The following is a 23,427-nucleotide window of genomic DNA, read 5'->3' as shown; positions in this document are numbered from 1 at the left end:
GGCAGTACCACCAGCGGTACCCAGCAGCATGGAAACAGGGGAGAGGTAAGCGCGGATCATGAGCGTGGTTGGACAGGTTCTCTACATCGCGCTGATGTGCTTCCTCATCGTGCTGATCTTCCGGTTGGTCATGGACTATGTCTTCCAGTTCGCCCGCTCATGGCAGCCGGGCAAGGCGATGGTGGTCATTCTGGAGGCCACTTACACTGTCACTGATCCACCGCTCAAGCTTCTGCGGCGGGTCATCCCGCCGTTGCGTCTCGGGGGCGTGGCGCTCGACCTGTCCTTCTTCGTACTGATGATCATCGTGTACATCCTGATCACTGTCGTCAGGCAGGTGTTGGTGTGAACGATACGGTCTTGCCGAATGCCGACGACTACGTTGAGGTGAAGAGATGCCATTGACCCCCGAGGATGTGCGGAACAAGCAGTTCACGACCGTCCGCCTCCGAGAAGGCTATGACGAGGACGAGGTCGATGCCTTCCTCGACGAGGTAGAAGCCGAACTGACCCGACTGCTCCGCGAGAACGAGGACCTGCGCGCCAAGCTGGCCGCTGCCACGCGCGCCGCTGCGCAGAACCAGCAGCAGGGCATGCGCAAGCCTCCGGAACAGGACCAGCAGCAGGGCATGCAGCAACAGGGCATGCCCCAGCAAGGCATGCCCCAGCAGGGGATGCCGCAGCAGGGCATGCGAGGTCCCGGCGGCCCGGTGCCCGCCGGCATATCGGGCCCGCCGCAGCAGCAGATGGGTGGCCCCATGGGCGGCCCGCCCCAGCTGCCCAGCGGTGCGCCGCAGTTGCCCCCCGGCCAAGGTGGCCAGGGTGGTCCGCAGGGTCCCGGCCCGATGGGTCAGGGCCCCATGGGTCAGAACCCGATGCAGGGACAGATGGGTCAGGGCCCCATGGGCCAGAACCCGATGCAGGGACAGATGGGCCAGGGCGGCATGCCCGGCCAGATGCAGCAGATGCCCGGTCAGCAGATGCAGGGTCAGATGCAGCAGATGGGCGGTCCCATGGGTGGTCCCCCGCAGATGGGCGGACCCGGTCAGAGCCCCGGTGGAGACAGCGCCGCGCGCGTTCTCTCGCTGGCCCAGCAGACCGCCGACCAGGCGATCGCCGAGGCTCGTTCCGAGGCCAACAAGATCGTCGGCGAGGCTCGCAGCCGCGCCGAGGGCCTGGAGCGCGACGCCCGAGCCAAGGCCGACGCTCTTGAGCGGGACGCCCAGGAGAAGCACCGCGTCGCGATGGGCTCCCTGGAGTCCGCTCGCGCCACGCTGGAGCGCAAGGTCGAGGATCTGCGTGGCTTCGAGCGCGAGTACCGCACCCGCCTGAAGTCCTACCTGGAGTCGCAGCTGCGTCAGCTGGAGACCCAGGCCGACGACTCGCTGGCCCCGCCGCGTACTCCGGCCACGGCCTCCCTGCCGCCGTCCCCGGCGCCCTCGATGGCTCCGGCCGGCGCCGGCGCCCAGTCCTACGGCGGCAACCAGGGCATGGGTGGCCCCGGCCCGGCCGGCCCGTCCTACGGCGGCCAGCAGCAGATGTCCCCGGCCATGACCCAGCCCATGGCTCCGGTCCGGCCGCAGGGCCCGTCTCCGATGGGTCAGGCTCCGTCACCGATGCGCGGCTTTCTGATCGACGAGGACGACAACTGACGGCCTCTAGTACGCCTTAGGCGTCGTCGGCGTTCAGGGCGGGGCCCCGGATTTTCTTCCGGGGCCCCGCCCTTTTGCGTCGGCTGCTTGTGTCGCCTGCTTTCGTGCCGGTGACGACGAGGGCCCGCTCCCGCCGATTCGGTCGGCGGGAGCGGGCCCTCGTACGTGCTGTGCGTGTCGCGGTTACGCCTTGCGCAGGCGGAACGTCAGGGACAGGCCCTCGTCCGTGAACGGGTCCCCGTAGGTGCTGTCCGCCTCACCCTGGCCGAAGTCGGTGGCCAGGACCTCGTCGGAGATCAGGCCGGAGTGCTCGGTCAGGGCCGCGGTGACCGCCGGGTCCGTGGACGTCCAGCGCAGCGCGATGCGGTCGGCCACGTCGAGGCCGCTGTTCTTGCGGGCCTCCTGGATCAGCCGGATCGCGTCACGGGCGAGGCCCGCCTGACGCAGCTCCTCCGTGATCTCCAGGTCGAGGGCGACCGTCGCGCCCGAGTCGGACGCCACCGACCAGCCCTCGCGCGGGGTCTCCGTGATGATGACCTCGTCCGGCGCCAGCGTGACCGTCTCGCCGTCGACCTCCACCGACGCCGTGCCCGCGCGCAGGGCGAGGGACAGCTCGGCCGCGTCGGCGTTCGCGACGGCCTTGGCGACATCCTGGACGCGCTTGCCGAACCGCTTGCCCAGGGCGCGGAAGTTGGCCTTGGCGGTGGTGTCGACCAGCGAGCCGCCCACCTCGGAGAGGGACGCGAGGGAGCTGACGTTGAGCTCCTCCGTGATCTGCGCGTGCAGTTCGCGGTCGAGGGTGTCGAAGCCGGCCGCCGCGACGAGCGCGCGGGACAGCGGCTGACGCGTCTTCACGCCCGACTCCGCGCGCGTGGCACGGCCGAGCTCGACCAGCCGCCGTACGAGCACCATCTGCTTCGACAGCTCCGGGTCGATCGCGGACAGGTCCGCCTCGGGCCAGGTGGTGAGGTGCACGGATTCGGGGCTGCCCGGGGTCACCGGCACCACCAGGTCCTGCCAGACCCGCTCGGTGATGAACGGGGTCAGCGGGGCCATCAGCTTCGTGACCGTCTCGACGACCTCGTGCAGGGTGCGCAGTGCGGCCTTGTCGCCCTGCCAGAAGCGGCGCCGGGACCGGCGTACGTACCAGTTGGACAGGTCGTCGACGAACGCCGACAGGAGCTTGCCGGCGCGCTGGGTGTCGTACGCCTCCAGAGCCTGTGTCACCTGGTCGGTGAGGGCGTGGAGTTCGGACAGCAGCCAGCGGTCCAGGACCGGGCGGTCCGCCGGGGCCGGATCGGCCTCGCTGGGCGCCCAGTTGGACGTGCGCGCGTACAGGGCCTGGAAGGCGACCGTGTTCCAGTACGTGAGGAGCGTCTTGCGGACGACCTCCTGGATGGTGCCGTGGCCCACCCTGCGGGCAGCCCACGGGGAACCGCCGGCCGCCATGAACCAGCGCACCGCGTCCGCGCCGTGCCGGTCCATCAGCGGGATCGGGTCCAGGGTGTTGCCCAGGTGCTTGGACATCTTGCGGCCGTCCTCGGCGAGGATGTGGCCGAGGCAGACCACGTTCTCGTAGGACGACTTGTCGAAGACGAGCGTGCCGACCGCCATCAGCGTGTAGAACCAGCCGCGGGTCTGGTCGATGGCCTCGCTGATGAACTGCGCCGGGTAGCGGGACTCGAACAGTTCCTTGTTCTTGTACGGGTATCCCCACTGCGCGAAGGGCATCGAACCCGAGTCGTACCAGGCGTCGATGACCTCCGGCACGCGCGTGGCCGTCTGCCCGCAGCCGCCCTGGGGGCAGGCGAAGGTGACCGCGTCGATGAAGGGGCGGTGCGGGTCGAGGTTCGACTGGTCCGTGCCGGTCAGCTCGGTCAGCTCGGCACGGGAGCCGACGCAGGTGAGGTGGCCTTCGTCACAGGTCCACAGCGGCAGCGGAGTGCCCCAGTAGCGGCTACGGGACAGGGCCCAGTCGATGTTGTTGTTGAGCCAGTCCCCGAAGCGGCCGTTCTTGACGGTCTCCGGGAACCAGTTGGTCTTCTCGTTCTCCTGGAGGAGACGGTCCTTGACGGCGGTGGTGCGGATGTACCAGGACGGCTGCGCGTAGTACAGGAGCGCGGTGTGACAGCGCCAGCAGTGCGGGTAGCTGTGCTCGTACGGGATGTGCTTGAAGAGGAGACCGCGCGCGTGGAGGTCCTCGGTGAGCTTTTCGTCCGCCTTCTTGAAGAAGACGCCGCCTACGAGGGGGACGTCCTCCTCGAAGGTGCCGTCCGGGCGGACCGGGTTCACGACCGGCAGGCCGTACGCGCGGCACACCTTGAGGTCTTCCTCGCCGAAGGCGGGGGACTGGTGGACCAGGCCCGTACCGTCCTCCGTCGTCACGTAGTCCGCGTTCACCACGTAGTGGGTGGGCACGTCGTCCGGGAACTCGACGAGCTCGAACGGACGTTGATAGGACCAGCGCTCCATCTCGGCGCCGGTGAAGGTCTGCCCGGTGGACTGCCACTCCTCGCCGAGCGCCTTGGTGAGCAGCGGCTCGGCGACGACGAGCTTCTCCGCACCGTTCGTCGCCACCACGTAGGTGACGTCGGGGTGGGCGGCGACCGCGGTGTTGGAGACCAGTGTCCAGGGCGTCGTCGTCCAGACGACGAGGGCGGCCTCGCCGGCCAGTGGACCGGAGGTGAGCGGGAAACGGACGTACACGGACGGGTCGACGACCGTCTCGTAGCCCTGGGCCAGCTCGTGGTCCGACAGTCCCGTGCCGCAGCGCGGGCACCAGGGGGCGACGCGGTGGTCCTGGGTCAGCAGACCCTTGTCGAAGATCGTCTTCAGCGACCACCAGACAGACTCGATGTACTCGGGGTCCATCGTGCGGTACGGGTCGTGCAGGTCTGTCCAGTACCCCATGCGGGTCGTGAGCGCCTCGAAGGCGTCCGTGTGCCGGGTCACCGACTCGCGGCACTTGGCGTTGAACTCGGCGATGCCGTACGCCTCGATGTCCTGCTTGCCGGAGAAGCCGAGCTCCTTCTCGACCGCCAGCTCGACCGGGAGGCCGTGGCAGTCCCAGCCGGCCTTGCGGGCCACGTGGTAGCCGCGCATGGTGCGGAAGCGCGGGAACACGTCCTTGAAGACGCGGGCCTCGATGTGGTGGGCACCCGGCATGCCGTTGGCGGTGGGCGGGCCCTCGTAGAACACCCATTCGGGGCGCCCCTCGGACTGCCCAAGGCTCTTGGCGAAGATCTTCTGCTCGCGCCAGAAGTCGAGCACGGCGTGCTCAAGGGCGGGCAGGTCGACCTGGGCGGGCACCTGGCGGTACGTCGGCGTTGTCATCAGCGAGCTTCCTCCGGCGGACTTTCTGCCTTCCGTCGGAGGGACGAGAGCCGGAATTCTCCGGACGCCTTGTACGGCGTACTCCCGCGGTACCACCCTCCTTGGCTCCCCGCTGCGTCGTGCGCACCGATGAGCCCCCTCATTGGGGTCGCGATACCGGGTCTACTGGCCTTGGCTGTCCTGCTCGCCTCGCTGCGGCTTTCTTCCGGCGGCTCCGGGGTGATCTTCGCGTCGTGCTCGCCCCCGGGCTTCCACCGTCCCCGGGTCGCTCTGGGCTGCGTACGCCGCTACTCGTCCCCATCCACGCTTCTCGCTCCGCCAGTGTACGGCGCCCCACGGACAGCGGCCGACCGGTTTTCCGAGCCACCCGAATGGCCAGGGCCGGGTGTCCGGATTCCGGGACGCGCGGCTGGGCGGATTACCCGGCGGAGAGCTGGGCACAACGCTTGCAGGCTCGCCCCGCGGGAGCGGCGGGGTGGGCGAATCGGGTGGTGTGCCCCGTTGCCGCGGGTCTCAAGTCGATTTATCGTCCCAGCACGATTCGCGAGCAAGATCACAATATGTGAAGGGGCCGCGGCCATGGTGGCGAAAAAGACCGCCGTACAGCAGTCGGCGTCCGGCAGATCCACGGGATCCACGGCTGCGGGGGCCTCCGGCGGTGGCAAGGGTACGGACGCGAAGAAGACCGCCCTCAAGAAGGGCGCCGCGAAGAAGACGGTGGCCAAAAGGGCAGTCGCGAAAACAGCTGATCAAGAGGTGGCCGCCGCTGCCGAAAGCACCGCGGCTCACAGCAGTGCCGGTAGACGCACGTCCCCCAAGAGCACGGCCAAGAAGAGCACGGCCAACAAGGCGGGTGCGGCCGAGGCCGCGAAGACGACGGGAGCCACGACGGTGGTTGCGAAGAAGACTTCTGGCACGGCCACGGCGGCGAAGAAGGCCCGCGCGGTGCCCAAGGCGCGGATCGTCTCGGCGGCGGAGCCGGGCGAGCTCGCCGTACGCCCCGGTGAGGACCCATGGACCCCGGAGGAGGTCGCGGAGGCGCGCGCCGAGCTGCAGTCCGAGGTGCTGCGGCTGCGCGCCGAGATCACGTCGTCCGAGCAGTCGCTCGTGGGTCTGATGCGGGACTCCGGGGACGGCGCGGGCGACGACCAGGCCGACACCGGCACCAAGAACATCACGCGTGAGCACGAGATGGCGCTGGCGGCCAGCGCGCGCGAGCGGCTCGTCCAGGACGAGCGGGCCCTGGAGCGGCTGGACACGGGTACGTACGGCCTGTGCGAGAACTGCGGCAACCCGATCGGCAAGGCGCGGATGCAGGCCTTCCCGCGCGCGACGCTGTGCGTCGAGTGCAAGCAGAAGCAGGAGCGGCGCTACTGACTCCCGACGGATCCGCGCCGTGTACCTCCTGCGCTGCGGTGTGCCGGGAGGCGTGTCGTACTCTCGTCCTCAGTCAGGAACCTAGGTTGAGGGACTCACGTGGCAGAGGCGGAGCGCATCATCGGTACGCCGGACATCCCAGACGCGGCGGGAGCCGAGCCGGAGACACCGGAGGAGCGGCCCCGGGGCCGTCGCCGGATCCTCGTGCTGTTCACCGTCGCCTCGCTGGCGTACGCGCTGGACCTGGTCAGCAAGATGATCGTCGTCGCCAAGCTGGAGCACCACGCGCCGATCGAGATCATCGGGGACTGGCTGAAGTTCGAGGCGATCCGCAACGCGGGCGCCGCCTTCGGCATGGGTGAGGCCTTCACCGTGATCTTCACCGTGATCGCGGCGTCCGTGATCGTCGTGATCGCCCGGCTGGCCCGCAAGCTCTACAGCCTGCCCTGGGCGATCGCGCTCGGGCTGCTGCTCGGCGGCGCGCTGGGCAATCTGACCGACCGGATCTTCCGCTCCCCGAGCGTCTTCAAGGGCGCGGTCGTCGACTTCATCGCGCCCAAGCACTTCGCGGTCTTCAACCTGGCCGACTCGGCGATCGTCTGCGGCGGCATCCTGATCGTCCTGCTGTCCTTCAAGGGGCTCGACCCGGACGGCACCGTCCACAAGGACTGAGGGGCCTGAGAGAGGTTTGTCCACAGGCCCGGTCGGGGGTACCGGACCCGTCCGGCATACTCGACGGGTGAGTACGATTCCCGAGATCCGCAACCTGCCCGTGCCGGACGGCCTGGAGGGCGAGCGCGTCGACGCCGCCATCTCCAGGATGTTCGGCTTCTCCCGTACGAAGGCCGCCGAGCTGGCCGCGGCGGGGAAGGTCATGGTCGACGGCTCGGTGGTCGGCAAGTCGGAGCGGGTGCACGGCGGTGCCTGGCTCGAGGTGGAGATGCCGCAGGCGCCCGCCCCCGTGCAGGTGGTGGCCGAGCCGGTCGAGGGCATGGTGATCGTGCACGACGACGACGACATCGTCGTGATCGTCAAGCCCGTCGGCGTGGCCGCGCACCCGTCGCCCGGCTGGACCGGGACGACCGTCATCGGCGGGCTCGCCGCCGCCGGATACCGCATCTCGACCTCCGGCGCCGCCGAGCGTCAGGGCATCGTGCACCGGCTCGACGTCGGCACGTCCGGCCTGATGGCAGTCGCCAAGTCGGAGCGCGCGTACACCTCGCTCAAGCGCCAGTTCAAGGAGCGTACGGTCGACAAGCGTTACCACACGCTGGTCCAGGGCCACCCCGACCCGATGAGCGGCACGATCGACGCGCCCATCGGCCGGCATCCGACCCACGACTACAAGTGGGCGGTCACCGCCGAGGGCAAGGCTTCCGTCACGCACTACGACCTCATCGAGGCGTTCCGCGCGGCCTCCCTGCTCGATGTGAAGCTGGAGACCGGCCGCACCCATCAGATCCGCGTCCACATGGCCGCCCACCGGCACCCCTGCGTCGGCGACCTGACGTACGGGGCGGACCCGACGCTCGCCAAGCGGCTCGGCCTGACCCGCCAGTGGCTGCACGCCGTACGCCTCGGCTTCGAGCACCCCGGGGACGGGACGTGGGTCGAGTTCGAGAGCGGCTACCCGGACGACCTGGCCGACGCCCTGGAGCGGGTCCGCGAGGAGACGTACGCGTGACTCCGCCGGCGTACGTGGTGCGCGTCGTCGAGGACCCTGCCGACCGCGAGGCCTGTTTCGCGGTGCGCAAGGAGGTCTTCGTCGTGGAGCAGCAGGTGCCCGAGGAGCTGGAGAACGACGAGTTCGACGCGGGCGCGCTGCATGTGCTGGCCGTCCGGGATGACGGGGTGGCGCTCGGTACGGGGCGGTTGCTGTACGGGGAGGCCGCCGCCGGCCGGACCGGGGGCGATCCGGCCGTCGGGTCGCTCGGGCGGCTCGCGGTGCGGAAGGAAGCACGGGGGCTGGGGGTCGGGGCCGCGCTCGTACGGGGGGTCGAGGAGGCGGCTCGGGGGCTGGGGCTCGCCGCGGTTGACCTGCACGCGCAGGCCTCTGCGGCGGGGTTCTATCAGCGGCTCGGGTATGCGGGGTATGGGGACGAGTTCTACGAGGCAGGGATCGCGCATCTTGCGATGCGCCGCTCTTTTTGAGTTTTTTTCTCCCACCCGCGCACCGCCCGTGGGGGGTTCGTCGAGAGGTGGACCTCTCCCGTGGGGGTGCGCTTCGTCGGCGGCTTTCCGTCCGCGGCGGTATCTAGGCTCGGCCTGCCGTCCGCGGTGTGTCGTGGGCCCTTCGGGGTGCTCCGTCCTGGAAGCGGCGGGCCGTCTCCGTGCCCGGGGGCAGGGACGCGTCCGCCGTGTTGACCCGGGGGAGGGCGTACGGGTGCTGCTCGGCCAGCCAGCGGATCATGCCCTCGCGGACGTGTACCCGGACCTTCCAGACGTCGTCCGCGTCCTTCGCCGTCACCAGGGCGCGTACCTCCATGGTGCTCGGCGTGGCGTCCGTGACGGACAGGTCGCAGGCGCGGCCGTCCCAGGCCGCGCACTCGCGCAGGAGATCGCGGAGCTTCTCGCGCATCGCCTCCATGGGCGCGCTGTGGTCGAGGTGCCAGAAGACGATGCCGGTCATCTGGGCGCCGCCCCGCGACCAGTTCTCGAAGGGCTTCGACGTGAAGTAGGACACCGGCATGGTGATGCGGCGCTCGTCCCAGGTGCGCACGCTCAGGAACGTCAGCGTGATCTCGTCGACCGTGCCCCACTCACCGTCCACCACGACGGTGTCGCCCATGCGGACCATGTCGCCGAAGGCGATCTGGAACCCTGCGAACATGTTGCTCAGCGTCGACTGGGCCGCCACACCGGCGACGATGCCCAGCACACCGGCCGAGGCCAGCAGTGAGGCGCCGGCCGCACGCATCGCCGGGAACGTCAGCAGCATCGCCGCCACGGCCACGACGCCCACGACCGCCGCGACCACCCGTGTGATCAACGACACCTGGGTGCGGACCCGGCGGACCCGGGCCGCGTCGCGGTGGACGCGGGCGTAACGGGTGTACGAGGTGTCCACGATCGCCGCCGCGATGCGGACGACCAGCCAGGCCGTCGAGCCGATCAGGACCAGCGTCAGGGCCCGGCCGACGGCGACCTCGTGCCCGTGGAGCAGGTCGGCCTGGTCGTAGGACCCTCTGAGCAGCGCCGCGCACAGGACGAGCTGGTAGGGCACACGGCCCCGGCGCAGCAGTCCCCACAGCGGAGTCTCGGTCTGCCGTTCGTCAGCCTTGCGCAGCAAGCGGTCCGTGGCCCAGCCGATCAGCAGCGTGAGCACGACCGAGCCGCCGAGGACGATCAGCGGGCGCAGTACGTTCTCCATGCGGGAGAACGTAACCGGAGAAGGGCGGTCCTGAACATCCGACCCCGGGTGGGCTGGCACACATGGGGCTGGTTGTTCGTGCGTTCGTCGGCCGTGAACCGGTTGTCAGTGGTGCCTGGCACGATGTCCTCATGAACGTCATGCTCTTTCACTCGGCCTACGGGCTTCGCCCCGCCGTGCGCGCCGCGGCGGACCGGCTGCGGGCGGCCGGACACGAGGTGTGGACCCCCGACCTCTTCGACGGGCGCACCTTCGGGACCGTCGAGGAAGGCATGGCCTTCAAAGACGCCATAGGCAAGGACGAGTTGCTCAGGCGGGCGATCCTGGCCGCGGCCCCCTATTCCGGGCGGGGCCTGGTGTACGCGGGGTTCTCGTTCGGTGCCGCGACCGCGCAGACACTCGCCCTCGGCGACGACAAGGCACGCGGTCTGTTGCTGCTGCACGGCACGTCGGACATCGCCGAGACGGCGTCCGTGGACGAGCTGCCGGTCCAACTGCACGTGGCCGAGCCAGACGCGTTCGAGACCGACGACTGGCTGGGCTCCTGGTATCTCCAGATGGGCAAGGCGGGCGCCGACGTCGAGGTCTACCGGTATGCCGGAGCCGGTCACCTCTACACCGACCCCGATCTGCCGGACTACGACGAGGAGGCGGCCGAGGCCACCTGGCGGGTGGCGCTCGGGTTCCTCGGAAGTCTGGAGTCGGCTTAGGAGCGAACCGGCCCGGGGCATCCGCGCATGGCCCGGGCCGGTCGTTCAGCTGTCGCTGCCGCAGTTGTCGAGCGGGTGGCCGCTCAGCCGGGGAAGCACTCCTTGGGCGGGTGCACCAGCGACTCGAAGTGCCCGGACCACACCCATGCCGTCGGCTGGGAGTCGTAGATCCTGAACCACCGTGCCCCCGAGGGGGTCTTGGTGGTCGAGCACTGGATCTGCAGGGTCGTCTTGAACGGCACCACGCGGTACCTCGTCGACGAGGAAGTGGGCTGCGAATATATGGGGGCACCGTGGGTGTCCAGCACGGTCAGACTGACGAAGGCCGGTGCTGCCGAGGCTTCCTGCACCGTGGCGACGGAGGCGATTCCGGCGAGGGCGAGGGCACCCGCGATCGTCGCGGTCTTCTTCAAGACACCTTGGGGGGTGGCCATGAATCTCCCGATCTCTGTGTGGTTGACGGCCCGTCGAGTGGTTGACGGTCTGTCAACTCGGCGGTAATGCGCAAGGATTGTTACATCGGCTGGCTTGGCTTTGCGTTGGAGTGGCAGTTCTTTTGCGGAACAAAGACACCCCTGCCGCGTGGGATTCCTGGCGCTGGTCACGCGCGGTCGTACGTCCGCTCGACCTTCTGTGTGCCGTTGCGGGTGCGGTACGAGCGCTCCCAACGGGCGGTCGCGTTCGGGTCGGTGCGGTCGGACAGGACGTAGTAGTCCATCTGCGCGCGGTCGGCGGTGATGTCCAGGACGCCGTAGCCGTGGCGGTCGGTGTCGACCCACTGGACGTGCCGGTTCGCTGCTCGGATGATCGGCGCGGCGAGCGCGGTGACCGTGCCCTCGGGCACCTTGACGAGGTCGTCGAGGTTGTCGGAGGTGACCGACGTGACGACGAACTCCGTGGCCGCCGAGGCCGACAGCGGGTAGGTGCCGGCGTCCACGGGCACGTCGTTGGCCCACGCCATGTGGATGTCGCCGGTCAGGAAGACGGTGTTGCGGATCGTGTTGGAGCGGAGGTGGGCGAGCAGTTCACGGCGGTCGTCCGTGTAGCCGTCCCACTGGTCGGTGATGAGGCCGAGGCCGTCCTTGGGCAGGCCGAGCAGTTCGGCGAGCGGCTTCAGCAGGTCGGCGGTGAGGGAGCCGATGACGAACGGCGAGATCATCACCGAGTTCCCGACCAGCCGCCAGGTGGTGTCCGAGGCCTTCAACCCGGCCTTCAGCCAGTCCAGTTGGGCCCGGCCGGTGATCGTGCGATCCGGGTCGTCGACCGAACCGCTGCCCGTGGCGACCTGTTGTGAGCGGAACGAGCGCAGATCGAGGAGGGAGAGGTCGGCGAGCCTGCCGAAACGCAGGCGCCGGTAGGTGGTGCCCGCGATCGCCGGGCGCACCGGCATCCACTCGAAGTACGCCTGCTTCGCGGCGGCCTGCCGGGCCGACCAGGTGCCCTCCGTGCCCTCGGTGTGGTTCTCGGCGCCGCCCGACCAGGCGTCGTTGGCGAACTCGTGGTCGTCCCAGATCGCGATGACAGGAGCTGCCGCGTGCAGGGCCTGCAGGTCAGCGTCTGTTTTGTAACGCCCGTGCCGTACGCGGTAGTCGGCGAGGGTGAGGATCTCGTGCGCGGGTGAGTGCGGGCGTACGACGGTGCCGCGGGTGCCGTATCCGCCGGTGCCGTACTCGTAGATGTAGTCGCCGAGGTGCAGCCAGGCGTCCAGATCGCCGCGGGCGGCGAGGTGGCGGTACGAGGAGAAGTAGCCGGCCTCCCAGTTGGCGCAGGAGACCACGCCGAAGCGCAGTCCCGTCACGACGGCGTCCGCGGCGGGCGCGGTGCGGGTGCGGGCGGCGGGGGAGTCCGTGCCGCCTGACGAGAAGCGGAACCAGTAGTCGGTGGCGGGCGCGAGGCCCCGGATGTCCGCCTTGACCGTGTGGTCGGCGGCGGCCGTGGCGGTGGTCGAGCCCTTGGAGACGACGTTCGTGAACGCCTTGTCGAGGGCGACGGTCCAGCTCACCTCGGTGTCCGGGCCGAGCCCGGAGCCGGGTGTCGCCTCGGTGGTGGGCGTCACACGCGTCCACAGCAGGACGCCGTCCGGCAGCGGATCGCCGGAGGCGACACCGTGCAGAAACGCGGTGGCCTCGGCGGCGGCCCGGGCGGGCAGGGCGGCGGCGAGCGGGCCGCCGGCCAGGACAGCGGTCGCCGCCGCTGCCTTGACGACTGTGCGGCGGCGAGGGGCAAGGATCTCGGGTCGCTTGGCTGATCTGAGTCGACTGGTCACGAACGATCAGATTACTGATCGGTAGCAACGGAACTGGGTGAACTGCTGAAAGTTCTCCCGCTCTTCAGCGACAGGCGCTCCGCCCGTCACCTGCGGAAGTCCGGGGCGCGCGAGGCCGAGGGCAACCGGACATCGCGGTTGACCTCGGCCTCCGCCCTGCGAACTCGGTCAGCCCTTGAGGGCGGCGTCCACCACCGAGGTGAACTCGGCGGCCGTCCACGGCTGGTCGGGGTTGGCGGTCTTGAGCTGTTTGCCGTTCATGACGAGGCTCGGAGTGCCGGTGACGCCGTCCTTGTTGGTGTTGAAGGCATTCGACATGGCCATCGCCCAGGCGTCGTAGGTGCCGTTCTTCACCGCGTTCTGGAACTTCGTGTTGTCCTTGAGCGCGGGGACGGTCTGGGCGACCTTGATGAGGTAGTCGTCGCTCTTGAACTTGTCCTCCGACTCGTCCGGGTGCCACTTCGTCGAGTACAGCGCGGTCTTGTACTGGAGGAAGGCCGTGTCGCCGACGTTGAGCGCGGCGCCCATGGCGCTCAGCGCGTTCTTGGAACCCTCGCCGTTGTCGTGGTTGTCGATGAACGTGCCACCGATGTACTGGATCTTGTACTTGCCGCTGTCGATGCCCTTTTCGACGGTCGGGCCGACGGCCCCCTCGAACGAGGCGCAGATCGGGCAGCGCGGGTCCTCGTAGAGCTTGAGGGTCTTCTTGGCGCTGTCCTTGCCGATGACGACGGTGGTGCCGTTCGTGCCCGTGGAGTTGGCCGGTGCGACGACCTTGTCGTCCTTCACGGCCTCCCAGTGGCTGGGCTTGTTGCTCTGGAGGACCGCATAGCTGATGCCGCCGACTATCGCCAGGACGCCGACTATGGAGCAGGCGACGATGGCCTGCCGCTTGACCTTCGCGCGCTTGGCCTGGCGCTCGCGCTCCTCGCGCAGACGTTCACGGGCCGCGCTCTTGGACGCCTGGCTGTTCCGCTGGCTCATGGTGGTGTTTCTCCGTAAGGGGACGCGCCTACGACGTGGTCGTGGGCGGGATGCGTAGAAGGACTGACCGGTGCTCAGGCTCAGGCCTGAGCCACCCGGCACGGAGGTCCACGCCGTCCCAGGGAGTGCACGAGAAGCCGCTCGCGCGCGGAGGTCGTACGACGGACCGGGCGCCGCCGGATCCGGCGAGCCGCAGGGGCCGTGCGGACCGTCACGGCCGCGACTGCCAGCAGCAGGGGACGGAACGTGGTCGCGGCCACCGCCCGCAGCAACTGGGCGAGTGCCCGCTCGCCGCGGCGCAGCCAGGCGGCCGCGAGGAGGCCGACGCTCACGTGTGCGGCCAGCAGCAGCCAGGCGGTCGACGGGCCGGCGTGGGCCAGCAGGCCGGCGAGGCGGTCGGTGTCGGTGGCCGTCATCCGGGCCAGTGGAGTGCCGACGCTGCCGCCGCCGCACAGTACGTCGAAGCCGACGGAACGCAAGGGGCCCGCCACCGGGCCGCCGGCCGCGCCGTAACAGACTTGCTGACCGGTGGTGAACACCGTGTCGGCGGCCAGTTCCAGAGGGATCAGCAGGGCGGCGATCCGGCCGAAGCCGCGCTCGCGGCCCGCGAGGGCGTAGGAGACGACGAACACGGCGGCGGCGATCGCGGCCACCGTGTTCAGCGGCAGCGGGGCCCGGGACAGCACGACGTGCGACGCGCTGCTGAGTGTCACGACGAGCGCCGTGAACAGTGCTGCGCGAAGCACTCGAAGCTGGGTCCCGGATATGTCCATAGCGGGGAGAGTCTGTCATGTGCACCTGTAGGGGACCCCTAAAGAGGTCCTGTGCAGGCTTACCGACAGCGGATCGTCACAGTCCCGGGATCCGGCCGTTGCGGAACAGGTCCACGAAGACCTGGTGGTCGCGCCGTGCTCGTGCGCCGTACTCGTGGGCGAAGTCCACCAGGACGTCCGCGAAGCCCGCCTCGTCGGCCGCGATCACCGCGTCGATGGCCCGCTCCGTGGAGAAGGGCACCAGGGACTCGCCGGACTGGTCGTCCGCCGCCGCGTGCATCGTGGCCGTCGCCCGGCCCAGGTCGGCGACGACGGCCGCGATCTCCTCCGGGTCGTCGATGTCACCCCAGTTCAGGTCCACTGCGTACGGCGACACCTCGGCGACCAGCTGACCGCGGCCGTCCAGCTCGGTCCAGCCGAGCCACGGGTCGGCGTGGTCCTGGAGGGCGCGCTGCGAGATCACCGTGCGGTGACCCTCGTGCTGGAAGTAGCCGCGGATCGCCGGGTCGGTGATGTGCCGGGAGACGGCCGGGGTCTGCGCCTGTTTGATGTAGATCACCACATCGTTCTCCAGGGCGTCCGTGGCACCCTCCAGAAGGATGTTGTACGAGGGCAGTCCGGCCGAGCCGATACCGATGCCGCGCCTGCCGACGACGTCCTTCACCCGGTACGAGTCCGGGCGGGTCAGCGACGACTCCGGCAGCGTCTCCAGGTAGCCGTCGAAAGCGGCCAGCACCTTGTAGCGGGTGGCCGCGTCCAGCTCGATGGAGCCGCCGCCCGGCGCGAAGCGGCGCTCGAAGTCACGGATCTCCGTCATCGAGTCGAGCAGCCCGAACCGGGTCAGCGAGCGAGCGTCGCGCAGCGCGTCCAGCAGCGAACCCTGGGCGGTGTCCAGGGTGAACGGCGGCACCTCGTCGCTCTTCGCACCGGTCGCGAGGGCACGGACGCGCTCGCGGTACGCGCCCGCGTACGTCCGTACGAGCTCGGTGATCTGCTCGTCGGAGAGTGCCTTCGCGTACCCGATGAGGGCCAGTGAGGCGGCGAGGCGCTTGAGGTCCCAGGTGAAGGGCCCGACGTAGGCCTCGTCGAAGTCGTTGACGTTGAAGATCAGCCGGCCCTGCGCGTCCATGTACGTGCCGAAGTTCTCCGCGTGCAGGTCGCCGTGGATCCACACGCGCGAGGTGCGCTCGTCCAGGTAGGGTCCGCCCCGCCGTTCCGCCTCCAGGTCGTGGTAGAAGAGGCACGCCGTACCCCGGTAGAACGCGAACGCGGAGGCCGCCATCTTGCGGAACTTCACGCGGAACGCGGCCGGGTCGGCGGCCAGGAGCTCGCCGAACGCGGTGTCGAAGACGGTGAGGATCTCCTCGCCGCGGTGCTCGGCGCTGAGCTGCGGAACCGACATCGCTGGGTGCCTCCTGGTGCAGGTGATGCAAGACGAATGGGGCCGGACGGGTCGCCCGGCAAGGCGGACGACTCCGTCGCCCGTCCAACGTCCGACGGTACGCCTCAGTGCCCGCGACCCACTCACGAAGGTACGGGGGACAGCCCTCCCGCTGTCAGTGCCGAGGCATAGACTTCGTCGCTGTCCCCCCAGACTGCCCGCAGCCTGTCGCCGAGTGTTTTCCATGGAGGCCATGCCGTGTCAAAGCCGCCGTTCACGCACCTGCACGTCCATACCCAGTACTCGCTGCTGGACGGTGCCGCGCGGCTCAAGGACATGTTCGACGCGTGCAACGAGATGGGCATGTCCCATATCGCCATGTCCGACCACGGCAACCTCCATGGGGCGTACGACTTCTTCCACACCGCCAAGAAGGCGGGCGTCACGCCGATCATCGGCATCGAGGCGTATGTGGCGCCCGAGTCGCGGCGCAACAAGCGCAAGATCAAGTGGGGCCAGCCGCACCAGAAGCGCGACGACGTGTCCGGTTCGGGTGGTTACACCCACAAGACGATCTGGGCGGCCAACGCGACGGGCCTGCACAACCTCTTCCGGCTGTCCTCCGACGCGTACGCGGAGGGCTGGCTGCAGAAGTGGCCGCGTATGGACAAGGAGACCATCTCCCAGTGGTCCGAGGGGCTCATCGCCTCCACCGGCTGCCCGTCCGGTGAGCTCCAGACCCGGCTGCGCCTCGGCCAGAAGGAGGAGGCGCTCAAGGCGGCCTCCGAGTACCAGGACATCTTCGGCAAGGACCGGTACTTCCTGGAGCTGATGGACCACGGCATCGAGATCGAGAGCCGGGTCCGTGAGGGTCTGCTGGAGATCGGCAAGAAGCTCGGCATCCCGCCCCTGGTGACGAACGACTCGCACTACACGTACCCGCACGAGGCGGGCGCGCATGACGCGCTGCTGTGCATCCAGACCGGCAAGAACGTCTCCGACCCGGACCGCTTCAAGTTCGACGGCACCGGCTACTACCTGAAGTCCACGGACGAGATGTACGCCATCGACTCCTCCGACGCCTGGCAGGAGGGCTGCGCCAACACCCTCCTGGTGGCCGAACAGATCGACACCGCCGGCATGTTCGAGGCCAAGAACCTCATGCCGAAGTTCGACATCCCGGACGGCTACACCGAGATCACCTGGTTCCAGGAGGAGGTCCGGCTCGGCATGAACCGGCGCTTCCCCGGCGGCGTCCCCGACGACCGCCAGAAGCAGGCCGAGTACGAGATGGACGTCATCATCCAGATGGGGTTCCCGGGGTACTTCCTCGTCGTCGCCGACTTCATCATGTGGGCGAAGAAGCAGGGCATCGCGGTAGGCCCCGGCCGTGGTTCCGCGGCCGGTTCGATCGTCGCGTACGCCATGGGCATCACCGACCTCGACCCGATCCCGCACGGTCTGATCTTCGAGCGGTTCCTCAACCCCGAGCGCGTCTCCATGCCCGACGTCGACATCGACTTCGACGAACGCCGGCGCGTCGAGGTGATCAGGTATGTCACCGAGAAGTACGGCGCCGACAAGGTCGCCATGATCGGCACGTACGGCAAGATCAAGGCGAAGAACGCCATCAAGGACTCCGCGCGCGTGCTGGGCTACCCGTACGCCATGGGCGACCGGCTCACCAAGGCCATGCCCGCCGACGTGCTCGGCAAGGGCATCGACCTGAACGGCATCACCGACCCGTCGCACCCGCGATACAGCGAGGCCGGCGAGATCCGGGCGATGTACGAGAACGAGCCGGACGTGAAGAAGGTCATCGACACCGCGAAGGGCGTCGAGGGCCTGGTCCGGCAGATGGGTGTGCACGCGGCCGGCGTCATCATGTCCAGCGAGCCCATCGTCGACCACGCCCCCGTCTGGGTGCGGCATACCGACGGTGTGACCATCACACAGTGGGACTACCCGCAGTGCGAGTCGCTCGGCCTGCTGAAGATGGACTTCCTGGGCCTGCGCAACCTGACCATCATGGACGACGCCGTCAAGATGGTGAAGGCCAACAAGAGCGTCGACCTCGACCTGCTGGCCCTGCCGCTCGACGACCCGGCGACCTTCGAACTGCTCCAGCGCGGCGACACCCTCGGGGTGTTCCAGTTCGACGGCGGCCCCATGCGCTCGCTGCTGCGGCTGATGAAGCCTGACAACTTCGAGGACATCTCCGCCGTCTCCGCGCTCTACCGTCCCGGCCCGATGGGCATGGACTCGCACACCAACTACGCGCTGCGCAAGAACAAGCTCCAGGAGATCACCCCGATCCACAAGGAGCTGGAGGAGCCTCTCCAGGAGGTCCTCGCGGTCACCTACGGTCTGATCGTCTACCAGGAGCAGGTGCAGAAGGCCGCCCAGATCATCGCCGGGTACTCACTCGGCGAGGCGGACATCCTGCGCCGCGTGATGGGCAAGAAGAAGCCCGACGAACTGGCCAAGAACTTCACCATCTTCCAGGCCGGCGCCAAGAAGAACGGCTACAGCGACGAGGCGATCAAGGCCCTCTGGGACGTCCTGGTCCCCTTCGCCGGATACGCCTTCAACAAGGCCCACTCCGCCGCGTACGGTCTGGTCTCCTACTGGACCGCCTATCTCAAGGCCAACTACCCGGCCGAGTACATGGCCGGTCTGCTCACCTCGGTCAAGGACGACAAGGACAAGTCCGCGATCTATCTGAACGAGTGCCGCCGCATGGGCATCAAGGTGCTCCCGCCCAACGTCAACGAGTCGATGTCCAACTTCGCCGCCCAGGGCGACGACGTGATCCTCTTCGGCCTCTCCGCGGTGCGCAACGTCGGCACGAACGTCGTCGAGTCGATCATCAGATCCCGTAACGCCAAGGGGAAGTACGGGTCCTTCCCCGACTACCTCGACAAGGTCGAGGCGGTCGTCTGCAACAAGCGGACCACGGAATCCCTCATCAAGGCCGGCGCGTTCGACAGCATGGGGCACACCCGCAAGGGCCTCACGGCGCACTTCGAGCCGATGATCGACAACGTGGTGGCGGTGAAGAGGAAAGAGGCCGAGGGGCAGTTCGACCTCTTCGGCGGCATGGGCGAGGAGGACACCAGCGAGCCCGGCTTCGGTCTCGACGTCGAGTTCACCACCGACGAGTGGGACAAGGCCTATCTGCTCGCCCAGGAGCGGGAGATGCTCGGCCTGTACGTCTCCGACCACCCGCTCTTCGGCCTGGAGCACGTCCTCTCCGACAAGGCCGACGCCGGCATCTCCCAGCTCACCGGAGGTGAGCACGCCGACGGCGCGGTCGTCACCATCGGCGGCATCATCTCCGGCCTCCAGCGCAAGATGACCAAGCAGGGCAACGCCTGGGCCATCGCCACCGTCGAGGACCTCGCCGGTTCCATCGAGTGCATGTTCTTCCCGGCGACCTACCAGCTGGTGTCGACCCAGCTCGTCGAGGACGCCGTCGTCTTCGTCAAGGGACGCCTCGACAAGCGCGAGGACGTGCCGCGACTGGTGGCGATGGAACTCCAGGTCCCCGACCTGTCGAACGCGGGCACCAACGCGCCCGTGATCCTCACCATCCCCGCGCTGAAGATCACTCCGCCGATGATCAGCCGGCTCGGCGAGATCCTCAGTCACCACAAGGGCGAGAGCGAGGTCCGCATCAGACTCCAGGGACCGAGCAAGACGACGGTGCTGCGACTCGACCGGCACCGGGTGAAGCCCGACCCGGCCCTCTTCGGCGACCTGAAGGTGCTGCTCGGGCCGTCCTGCCTGGCCGGCTGAGCAACTGACGTGAGTGAGGGGCGCGCCCTGCACGGGCGCGCCCCTCGCTGTGTGTGGGCTTCGACAGCCCGTTGTTCAGACGTGCGTCATGCTCTGCGCGGGCTCAGTTGTGGCCGAAGCGCTTCTGCCGGCCCTTGCGCGCCATGTCACCGGGAGTCACCTGGTTGATGCGCTGCTCGGCCTGAGACTCCATCGAGGAGGACTTCGCCTGCTCGGTACCGCGCTCGGCCTGCGACGCCTGTTCGTGCGGGCGACTCTGCTTCTTGTTCTTGGCCATGGTGATCTTCCTCCTGAAGGGGATCTAGGGGCCAAATCCGGAACCAGATTCACATGACCCGACAAAGCGCGCATGTCGGAGAATCACCGTGCGTAATAGGCTCACCTCGTGCGGCGGGGCCCCCGGCCGTCGCGGGAAACGCCACGCCGAAGATCGAGTTCGGGCCGTTAACCTCCGCGCGGTCGGGCAGACTCGAAGCAAGCCCGAAGCAAACCTCCCGGAAAGAGGGTGGATCGCGTGGACCGCTGCATCGTCCTGGTGGACGCCGGGTATCTGCTGGGGGCCGCCGCGAGTCTTCTCGCCGGAGAGCCCTCGCGGTCCCGGATCACCGTCGACCACGCCGCCCTCATCCAGGGCCTGCGAGACCGCGCCGAGTCGGACACCGAACGGCCGTTGCTGCGCATCTACTGGTTCGACGGCGCCCCCGACCGGGTGCCCCAGCCCGAGCATCGCAGGCTCCGCGTGATGCCCCGGGTCACCGTCCGGCTCGGTGCCCTGACCCGCAGCGACGGACGGTGGGCCCAGAAGGGCGTCGACGCCGCCATGCACGCCGAGTTGACCGAGCTGGCCCGCAACCGCGCCTGCTCCGACATCGTCCTCGTCACCGGCGACGGCGATCTGCTGCCGGGCATGATGGCGGCCAAGGAGCACGGTGTCGCCGTACACCTGTGGGCGGTGCAGGCCGCCGACGGTGACTACAACCAGTCCGAGGACCTGGTCGCCGAGGCCGACGAACGGCGCGTCCTGGACCGTGCGTGGATCACCAAGGCCGTACGGGCCAAGGAACTCGGCGGGGTCTGCGCGCCGCAGCCCGCGCCTCGCCCCGAGATCGCCGCGATCCTGTCCGCGCCGCTGCCCGAGTCGTCGCACGCGCAGGCCCCGGACCGGGGCGCCGACGAGCAGCAGGAGCACCACACGGTTTCCGCCGAGCAGAACGGGGCGCAGGAGCGCGTACCCGCTCCCAAGGGCGTACCGACCCCCAAGGACCTCGCCGCGCTGCGGGCCCCCGGCGCCCAGCCCGTCCAGCCGCCCGCCAACGCGACCCTGCGCTGGTCCTCCGACAAGGGCTGGGTCGACCGGCCGGGCGTGGGCGCCGAGCCCCCCGAGATCGCCTCCATGCCGACGCTCGCCCAGCTCACCTCGGCCGAGCAGCGCTGGGCCGACCGCGAGGAGGACATCACCACGGTCGGCGGCGATCCGTACGAGGTCGGACAGGTGTTCGCGCGCCGCTGGATGGAACGCCTCCCCGACCCCGCCCAGCTGCCGAAACTGTCCACGATGTACCCCCGCATCCCACACCGCATCGACGGCGAGCTGCTGCGCTACGCCGCCCGCTTCGGTCTGCTCGCCCACAAGGACGACCAGATCGACGAACACGACCGGTACGCGATCAGAGCCGGCTTCTGGCGCGAGATCGACGTCCGTACCGCCGCGGAACACGCGCCCACCGCGGAGTGAGCGGTCCCGGTGGGGCGCGGGCACGGCGGGGGTTGGATTTCAGGCGGAGTCGGGCACCCCGTACTCTCGTCCTTCGTGAGGACGAGCACGGCACACGCAGCCCGACACGGTGACGATGTCGTGTGCGCGGTGCGCGATCTCACCAAGACCTATCGCGCGGTACGCGGTCGCCGCGGCGCCCCCGGAACACCCGAGGTACAGGCCACCGACGCCGTGGAGCTGGACGTCCGGCGTGGGGAGATCTTCGGCCTGCTCGGGCCGAACGGCGCCGGCAAGTCGACCCTCGTCCGGCAGATCACCGGCCTGATGCGCCCCGACCGGGGCAGCGTCGAGATCCTCGGCCACGACATCGTGCGCCACCCGGAGCGGGCCGCCCGCATCCTCGCCTACCTCGGCCAGGAGTCCAGCGCCCTCGACGAACTGACCGTCTCGCTCGCCGCCGAGACCACCGCGCGACTGCGCGGCCTGGAGGTACGGCGGGCGCGGGCGGAGCGGGACGCGGTGCTGGAGGAGCTGGGGCTCACGGCACTGGCCGCCCGGCCCATCCGCAAGCTGTCCGGCGGGCAGCGGCGGCTCGCGTGCTTCGCGACCGCCCTCGTCGGGGAACGTCCGCTGCTGGTCCTCGACGAGCCGACGACCGGAATGGATCCGGTGGCTCGGCGGGCGGTGTGGTCGGCGGTCGACCGGCGGCGCGCCGAGCGCGGTACGACGGTGCTGCTGGTGACGCACAACGTGATCGAGGCCGAGACGGTGCTCGACCGGGTGGCCGTGCTCGACCGGGGGCGCGTGATCGCCTGTGACACGCCCGCCGGGCTGAAGGAGCAGGTCGCGGGCGAGGTCCGGGTCGACCTGGTCTGGCGCGAGACGGCGCCGTTGCACGTCCCCGAGGTGGCCGCGCTGCGTGACCGGGCTGTCGAGTCGGGGCGCAGGTGGACCCTGCGGCTGGCCCCGGAGGAGGCCCGCGCGGCCGTGGCCACCGTCACCGGCGGGGCCGCGTTCACCGCGCTGGACGACTTCACGCTGGCCACGCCGAGCCTGGAGGACGTGTATCTGGCGCTCGGCGGGAACACGACGCAGGGGCTGGTGAAGGCGTGAGCGGCGGCTACGGGTCGACGGGTGTGAGTGCGGGGGGCCTCGGATCCGTACGGGTAGGTGTGCGGGCGCTGGTGGGGGAGAGGGCGGCTGTCGTGACCGGGACGAAGAGGAGCAGCTCGACGTGAGTGTCGTACCCGCCGAGGTGCTGCCGGGCAGCGCCGTGGCCGTAACGAAGACGCCCGCGCGCGGGGCGATGGCCGAGCTCGGTCCTCGTGTGCGGCTGTGGCCCGCGCTGGTCGCGGTGTACCGGGCACAGCTGTCCCGGGCCCGGGTCGCCCGGATTCCGCTGCTGTTCGTGGCGACCTTCCAGTCCGTCGGGATCATGATCCTGATGCGGGGGGTCGTGGACGGGGGCGGCGAGGCTCGGGCCGTGGTGGCCGGGGCTTCGGTGCTCGTCGTGGCCTTTGTCGCGCTGAATCTGCTCGCCCAGTACTTCGGGCAGCTGCGGGCCAGTGGCGGGCTCGATCACTACGCGACGCTGCCGGTGCCGCCCGCCGCCGTGGTGCTGGGGGCCGCGGGAGCGTACGCCTCCTTCACCGTGCCGGGGACCGTGGTGACGGCGGTGTTCGGGTGCGTGCTGTTCGGGCTGCCGCTGACGCATCTGTGGGTGCTCGCGCTGGTGATCCCGCTCGCGGGGGCCGCGCTCGCCGGGCTCGGCGCCGCGTTCGGGCTGCTCGCGCCCCGGCCGGAACTGGCCACGCTGCTCGGGCAGTTGGGCATGTCGGCGGCGCTGCTGCTGGGGGTGCTGCCGGCGGACCGGATGCCGGAGGTCGTTCGGTTCGCGCGGGATCTGCTGCCTTCGACCTACGGCGTGGAGGCCTTCGCCCGGACCTTCGGGCCCCACCCCGACTGGGCCTTCGTGTTCGGTGACCTGGCCGTGTGCGCGGGGGTCGGGGTGGTCTCGCTGGCCGTCGCGACCTGGGCGTACCGCCGGGCGGCCGTCCGGTGACGCG

General features: G+C 69.4%; 19 protein-coding genes. 11 read left to right on the top strand and 8 right to left on the bottom strand.

The features are described 5' to 3' along the window. Positions 1-58: 58 nt before the first annotated feature. Positions 59-349, top strand: coding sequence for a YggT family protein (locus QA861_RS35060; RefSeq protein WP_006374382.1), 291 nt, complete (start codon positions 59-61; stop codon positions 347-349). A gap of 46 nt (positions 350-395) precedes the next feature. Further along, the gene (locus QA861_RS35055) at positions 396-1,652 is read left to right on the top strand and encodes a DivIVA domain-containing protein (protein ID WP_334592721.1); all 1,257 of its coding nucleotides are present in this window, start codon (positions 396-398) and stop codon (positions 1,650-1,652) included. A gap of 183 nt (positions 1,653-1,835) precedes the next feature. On the opposite strand, the gene ileS is transcribed toward QA861_RS35055, so the two are convergent. After that, on the bottom strand, positions 1,836-4,985 hold the full coding sequence (ileS, locus tag QA861_RS35050; protein ID WP_334592720.1) for an isoleucine--tRNA ligase: 3,150 nt from the start codon (positions 4,983-4,985) through the stop codon (positions 1,836-1,838). 579 nt (positions 4,986-5,564) lie between these two features. Here ileS and QA861_RS35045 point away from each other — a divergent pair. From QA861_RS35045 to QA861_RS35030, 4 genes are all read left to right on the top strand, one after another. Next, the gene (locus tag QA861_RS35045; RefSeq protein WP_334592719.1) at positions 5,565-6,362 is read left to right on the top strand and encodes a TraR/DksA family transcriptional regulator; all 798 of its coding nucleotides are present in this window, start codon (positions 5,565-5,567) and stop codon (positions 6,360-6,362) included. A 99-nt stretch (positions 6,363-6,461) separates the two neighbouring features. Next, complete coding sequence (gene lspA / locus QA861_RS35040; RefSeq protein WP_006375284.1) at positions 6,462-7,034, top strand: signal peptidase II; 573 nt, start codon at positions 6,462-6,464, stop codon at positions 7,032-7,034. 67 nt (positions 7,035-7,101) lie between these two features. Then, positions 7,102-8,046 carry an RluA family pseudouridine synthase gene (locus tag QA861_RS35035; RefSeq protein ID WP_334592717.1) on the top strand — a complete coding sequence of 315 codons (945 nt, stop codon included), beginning with the start codon at positions 7,102-7,104 and terminating at the stop codon, positions 8,044-8,046. Continuing rightward, positions 8,043-8,513, top strand: coding sequence for a GNAT family N-acetyltransferase (locus QA861_RS35030; protein WP_334592716.1), 471 nt, complete (start codon positions 8,043-8,045; stop codon positions 8,511-8,513). The genes QA861_RS35035 and QA861_RS35030 overlap by 4 nt, the downstream gene beginning before the upstream one ends. 103 nt (positions 8,514-8,616) lie before the next feature. On the opposite strand, the gene QA861_RS35025 is transcribed toward QA861_RS35030, so the two are convergent. Continuing rightward, on the bottom strand, positions 8,617-9,732 hold the full coding sequence (locus QA861_RS35025) for a mechanosensitive ion channel family protein (RefSeq protein ID WP_334592715.1): 1,116 nt from the start codon (positions 9,730-9,732) through the stop codon (positions 8,617-8,619). Between the two features lie 131 nt (positions 9,733-9,863). Here QA861_RS35025 and QA861_RS35020 point away from each other — a divergent pair, with 131 nt between their 5' ends. Further along, positions 9,864-10,442 (top strand): dienelactone hydrolase family protein, encoded by a 579-nt coding sequence (locus tag QA861_RS35020; protein ID WP_334592713.1) that lies wholly within the window; start codon positions 9,864-9,866, stop codon positions 10,440-10,442. An 83-nt stretch (positions 10,443-10,525) separates the two neighbouring features. On the opposite strand, the gene QA861_RS35015 is transcribed toward QA861_RS35020, so the two are convergent. The 5 genes from QA861_RS35015 to QA861_RS34995 all read right to left on the bottom strand — a co-directional run bounded on the left by QA861_RS35015 (position 10,526) and on the right by QA861_RS34995 (position 15,867). Next, positions 10,526-10,876: an SH3 domain-containing protein gene (locus tag QA861_RS35015; RefSeq protein WP_334592711.1), complete on the bottom strand. Its 351-nt coding sequence runs from the start codon at positions 10,874-10,876 to the stop codon at positions 10,526-10,528. Between the two features lie 167 nt (positions 10,877-11,043). Continuing rightward, positions 11,044-12,708 carry an alkaline phosphatase D family protein gene (locus QA861_RS35010; RefSeq protein ID WP_334592710.1) on the bottom strand — a complete coding sequence of 555 codons (1,665 nt, stop codon included), beginning with the start codon at positions 12,706-12,708 and terminating at the stop codon, positions 11,044-11,046. Positions 12,709-12,876: 168 nt separating this feature from the next. After that, positions 12,877-13,692: a thioredoxin domain-containing protein gene (locus tag QA861_RS35005; protein ID WP_334592709.1), complete on the bottom strand. Its 816-nt coding sequence runs from the start codon at positions 13,690-13,692 to the stop codon at positions 12,877-12,879. 80 nt (positions 13,693-13,772) lie between these two features. Then, complete coding sequence (locus QA861_RS35000) at positions 13,773-14,465, bottom strand: hypothetical protein (RefSeq protein WP_334592708.1); 693 nt, start codon at positions 14,463-14,465, stop codon at positions 13,773-13,775. A 76-nt stretch (positions 14,466-14,541) separates the two neighbouring features. Beyond that, positions 14,542-15,867, bottom strand: coding sequence for a DUF2252 domain-containing protein (locus QA861_RS34995; RefSeq protein ID WP_334592707.1), 1,326 nt, complete (start codon positions 15,865-15,867; stop codon positions 14,542-14,544). Between the two features lie 237 nt (positions 15,868-16,104). Here QA861_RS34995 and dnaE point away from each other — a divergent pair, with 237 nt between their 5' ends. Then, positions 16,105-19,644 (top strand): DNA polymerase III subunit alpha, encoded by a 3,540-nt coding sequence (gene dnaE / locus QA861_RS34990; RefSeq protein WP_334592706.1) that lies wholly within the window; start codon positions 16,105-16,107, stop codon positions 19,642-19,644. Positions 19,645-19,747: 103 nt separating this feature from the next. Here dnaE and QA861_RS34985 read toward each other — a convergent pair whose 3' ends face one another. Further along, positions 19,748-19,921, bottom strand: a complete 174-nt coding sequence (locus QA861_RS34985; protein ID WP_334592705.1) for a hypothetical protein — start codon at positions 19,919-19,921, stop codon at positions 19,748-19,750. Positions 19,922-20,158: 237 nt separating this feature from the next. Here QA861_RS34985 and QA861_RS34980 point away from each other — a divergent pair, with 237 nt between their 5' ends. From QA861_RS34980 to QA861_RS34970, 3 genes are all read left to right on the top strand, one after another. Continuing rightward, positions 20,159-21,379 carry an NYN domain-containing protein gene (locus tag QA861_RS34980; RefSeq protein ID WP_334592704.1) on the top strand — a complete coding sequence of 407 codons (1,221 nt, stop codon included), beginning with the start codon at positions 20,159-20,161 and terminating at the stop codon, positions 21,377-21,379. 120 nt (positions 21,380-21,499) lie between these two features. After that, a complete protein-coding gene (locus QA861_RS34975) occupies positions 21,500-22,474 on the top strand; it encodes an ABC transporter ATP-binding protein (protein ID WP_334594943.1) in 975 nt (324 codons plus the stop codon). A 121-nt stretch (positions 22,475-22,595) separates the two neighbouring features. Beyond that, on the top strand, positions 22,596-23,423 hold the full coding sequence (locus tag QA861_RS34970; protein WP_334592703.1) for an ABC transporter permease: 828 nt from the start codon (positions 22,596-22,598) through the stop codon (positions 23,421-23,423). Positions 23,424-23,427: the final 4 nt, after the last annotated feature.

The organism is Streptomyces sp. B21-083 (genome assembly GCF_036898825.1).
GTDB lineage: Bacteria > Actinomycetota > Actinomycetes > Streptomycetales > Streptomycetaceae > Streptomyces.
This window is presented reverse-complemented; position numbering and strand designations above follow the sequence as displayed.